Below are 2,525 nucleotides of genomic sequence, written 5' to 3'. Positions count from 1 at the left end.
TGGTGCCGAGGGGCGGAATCGAACCGCCGACACTGCGATTTTCAGTCGCATGCTCTACCAACTGAGCTACCTCGGCCTGGCGGCCCCGACGGGACTCGAACCCGCGATCTCCCACGTGACAGGCGGGTGTGTTAACCAACTACACCACGGGGCCTTGGGTTGTTGCCGGGTCGGGGGCGTCCGACCGGGCACTTAGGATGATAGCCGGGGGAAAGGGCGGTGTCAAGCTTAAGCTGGAGCGAGGTCTTTGCCTACCACCGGACCCGGAAGGGAATAGGAAAGCGGAGCCTCCTGGTGGACCGGGGGGAGTCGGGGTACCGGAATGTGTTCTTGCCCGATGGCCGCATCCTCTACCAGGGCGAGGGTAAGCGGGGAAACCAGGAGCCCATAGGGGGAAACCTGCGGCTACTTCTGGCCCAGCAGGAGGGTACCCCCTTTAGGGCTTTCCTCCGCGAACGGCCTGGCCTTTGGCGGGACCTGGGGTGCTACCGGGTGGAGGGGCACCGCTACGCCCTCCTGCCTGAGGAAGGCCGGTGGGTGTACTGGTTCACCCTTGCCCCTTGTGGATGCGCAGAAGCCCCTTGAGGGTTAAGTCCTCATCCACCACGTCAAAGGAGGGGCAGAGGTCCTTAAGGGTTTCCGCAAAGCCGCCGGTGGCGATCACCAAGGCCTCGCCGGCTTCCATCTTGAAGCGGCGCACCATGCCCTCCACCAAAGCGGCGTAGCCATAGACCAAGCCCGAGCGCAGGGCCTCCAAGGTGTTCTTGCCCACCACCCGGGCGGGGGGGACTAGGTCAATGCGGGGGAGCTTGGCAGTGCGGGCGGCCAGGGCGTCGGCGGCGGTCTGGGGACCGATGGTGATGGCCCCGCCTAGGTAGCGGTTGGGAACTTCCACCAGGTCAAAGGTGGTGGCGGTGCCGAAGTCCACCACAATGTAGCGGCCGGTGGGGCTTTCGTAGCCCAAGGCTCCCACGGCGTTCACCAGGCGGTCGGTGCCGGCTTCCTTGGGGTTGTCTATGCACACCTCCAGCCCCGTGGCCTCGGCGTCCACCACCCGGGCCTTGATGCCGAAAAGCTTCTCTATGGCCTCTTTCATCTCCCTTTCCACCGGGGGCACCACGCTGGAGAGGAGGGCGGCCTTGGGGGGAGGGAGGTTTTCCAGGGCGAAGAGGTTTTGCAGCACCACCCGGTACTCGCTTTCCATGCGCATCCGGTCGGTGTGGATGCGGAAGTGGGCGATGAGGTCCTCCCCGGAGAAGACCCCTAAGACGGTGGAGGTGTTGCCGATGTCAATGGCTAGGAGCATGGGGCTAAGCTTGGCCTTCCTGTCCCTCTTCCCAGGGTTCCAGCACCACCTTGACGGTGATTTCCGCATTGAGACTGGCGGAAACGGAACAGTATTTGGTGTGGGAAAGGTGGGCGGCGCGCTCCAGGGCCTCCAAGGTGACGTTGGGTCCGGAAGCGATGTGGGTGATGGTGATGTGGGTGTAGCGCTTGGGATGGGTTTCCGCCCGGATGCCCTCCACCTCCACCCGGTAGCGGGCCAGGGGTTGCTTTTTCTTCTTCATGATGTCCACCACGTCGTAGGCGGTGCAGGCCCCTAGGGCCATGAGGAGGAGCTCCATGGGGCGGGGGCCGGTGGCGGGCTGGTCCCCGTCGATCATCACCTTGTCCCCTTGTTCGTTGATGCCCAGGAAGCGGTGGCCTACCAGATGGTGGATCACAACCCTCTTGGTCATGAGCCGGATTTTACCAGGCTTTCATCTATCCCGCTAGAATGGGCGTAGATGCGGGTATTCCTCCTGGTTTTCGCCTTGGTATGGAACCTGGCCTTGGCCTTTCCCCGGGTGGGGGTACACCAGGGTTTTACCCGCCTGGTCTTTGACCTGCCCCAGGGGGATGTCCAGTACGGCCTTTCCCAAGAAAACGGTCAGCTTGTGCTGAACCTGAGGGGGGTGAAGGGGGCCTCCTTGGACCAGGTGGTGAACTCGGCCGAGGTGGTTTCCGTGCAGACCATCCCGGAAGGGGAGGGGGTGCGGGTGGTGGTGCGCCTGAAAGGGCCGGTGGAGGCCAAGGTGGTGCGCTATACCGACCCTGACCGGTTGGTGGTGGACTTAATCCTCAAGAAGGAAGCTGCTTCCCCAGCCAAGCCCGCTTCGGACCCCGTCCGCAACCGGCCTCCCAGGCCGCCGAAACCCGTGGTCCTCCTGGACCCGGGGCATGGGGGCATAGACCCGGGGATGGTGGGGCATGTGGTGGAAAAAGAAGTGGTGCTGGATGTGGCCTTGCGCCTTAAGCGCCTTCTGGAGAGGGAGGGGATAGAAGTGCGCCTCACCCGGGACCGGGATATGCACCTTTCCCCCGACAAGCGGGAGGACCTCTCCCGGCGGGCCTCCATGGCCGATAGTTCCCAGGTGAACCTGTTCATCTCCATCCATGTGAACGCTACCCCTACCCGCACCGCCCAGGGGGTGGAGGCCTTTTACTTTGGCCAGGCCCAGGACTCCCGCATCCTGGCCCAGGTG

4 protein-coding genes and 2 tRNA genes are annotated in these 2,525 nt (G+C 63.8%); 2 read left to right on the top strand and 4 right to left on the bottom strand.

The genetic code is table 11. From position 1 onward, the window contains the following. Nucleotides 1–76 (bottom strand) — tRNA-Phe (locus Q0693_RS03330). A gap of 1 nt (nucleotide 77) precedes the next feature. Next, a tRNA-Asp gene (locus tag Q0693_RS03325) sits at nucleotides 78–154 on the bottom strand. A 65-nt stretch (nucleotides 155–219) separates the two neighbouring features. Here Q0693_RS03325 and Q0693_RS03320 point away from each other — a divergent pair. Then, a complete protein-coding gene (locus Q0693_RS03320; RefSeq protein ID WP_243031878.1) occupies nucleotides 220–585 on the top strand; it encodes a hypothetical protein in 366 nt (121 codons plus the stop codon). Here the strand turns inward: Q0693_RS03320 and Q0693_RS03315 are convergent. Together Q0693_RS03315 and Q0693_RS03310 are read right to left on the bottom strand one after the other, a co-directional pair. Further along, the gene (locus Q0693_RS03315) at nucleotides 548–1,306 is read right to left on the bottom strand and encodes a type III pantothenate kinase (RefSeq protein ID WP_298629192.1); all 759 of its coding nucleotides are present in this window, start codon (nucleotides 1,304–1,306) and stop codon (nucleotides 548–550) included. The two genes, Q0693_RS03320 and Q0693_RS03315, sit on opposite strands and share 38 nt — an antisense overlap. A gap of 4 nt (nucleotides 1,307–1,310) precedes the next feature. Next, on the bottom strand, nucleotides 1,311–1,739 hold the full coding sequence (locus Q0693_RS03310) for an OsmC family protein (RefSeq protein WP_298629190.1): 429 nt from the start codon (nucleotides 1,737–1,739) through the stop codon (nucleotides 1,311–1,313). Between the two features lie 48 nt (nucleotides 1,740–1,787). Here Q0693_RS03310 and Q0693_RS03305 point away from each other — a divergent pair. Further along, nucleotides 1,788–2,525 (top strand): N-acetylmuramoyl-L-alanine amidase (locus Q0693_RS03305; protein WP_298629188.1); only part of this gene is annotated, 738 nt, incomplete at its 3' end.

This window comes from uncultured Thermus sp. (assembly GCF_938010445.1).
GTDB classification, from domain to species: Bacteria; Deinococcota; Deinococci; order Deinococcales; family Thermaceae; genus Thermus; species Thermus altitudinis.
This window is presented reverse-complemented; position numbering and strand designations above follow the sequence as displayed.

What these genes read in the sequence shown, in the direction of transcription:
- Q0693_RS03310 (WP_298629190.1), bottom strand. Translation starts at nt 1,739, where the DNA reads ATGACCAAGAGGGTTGTGATCCACCATCTGGTAGGCCACCGCTTCCTG.
- Q0693_RS03315 (WP_298629192.1), bottom strand. Translation starts at nt 1,306, where the DNA reads ATGCTCCTAGCCATTGACATCGGCAACACCTCCACCGTCTTAGGGGTC.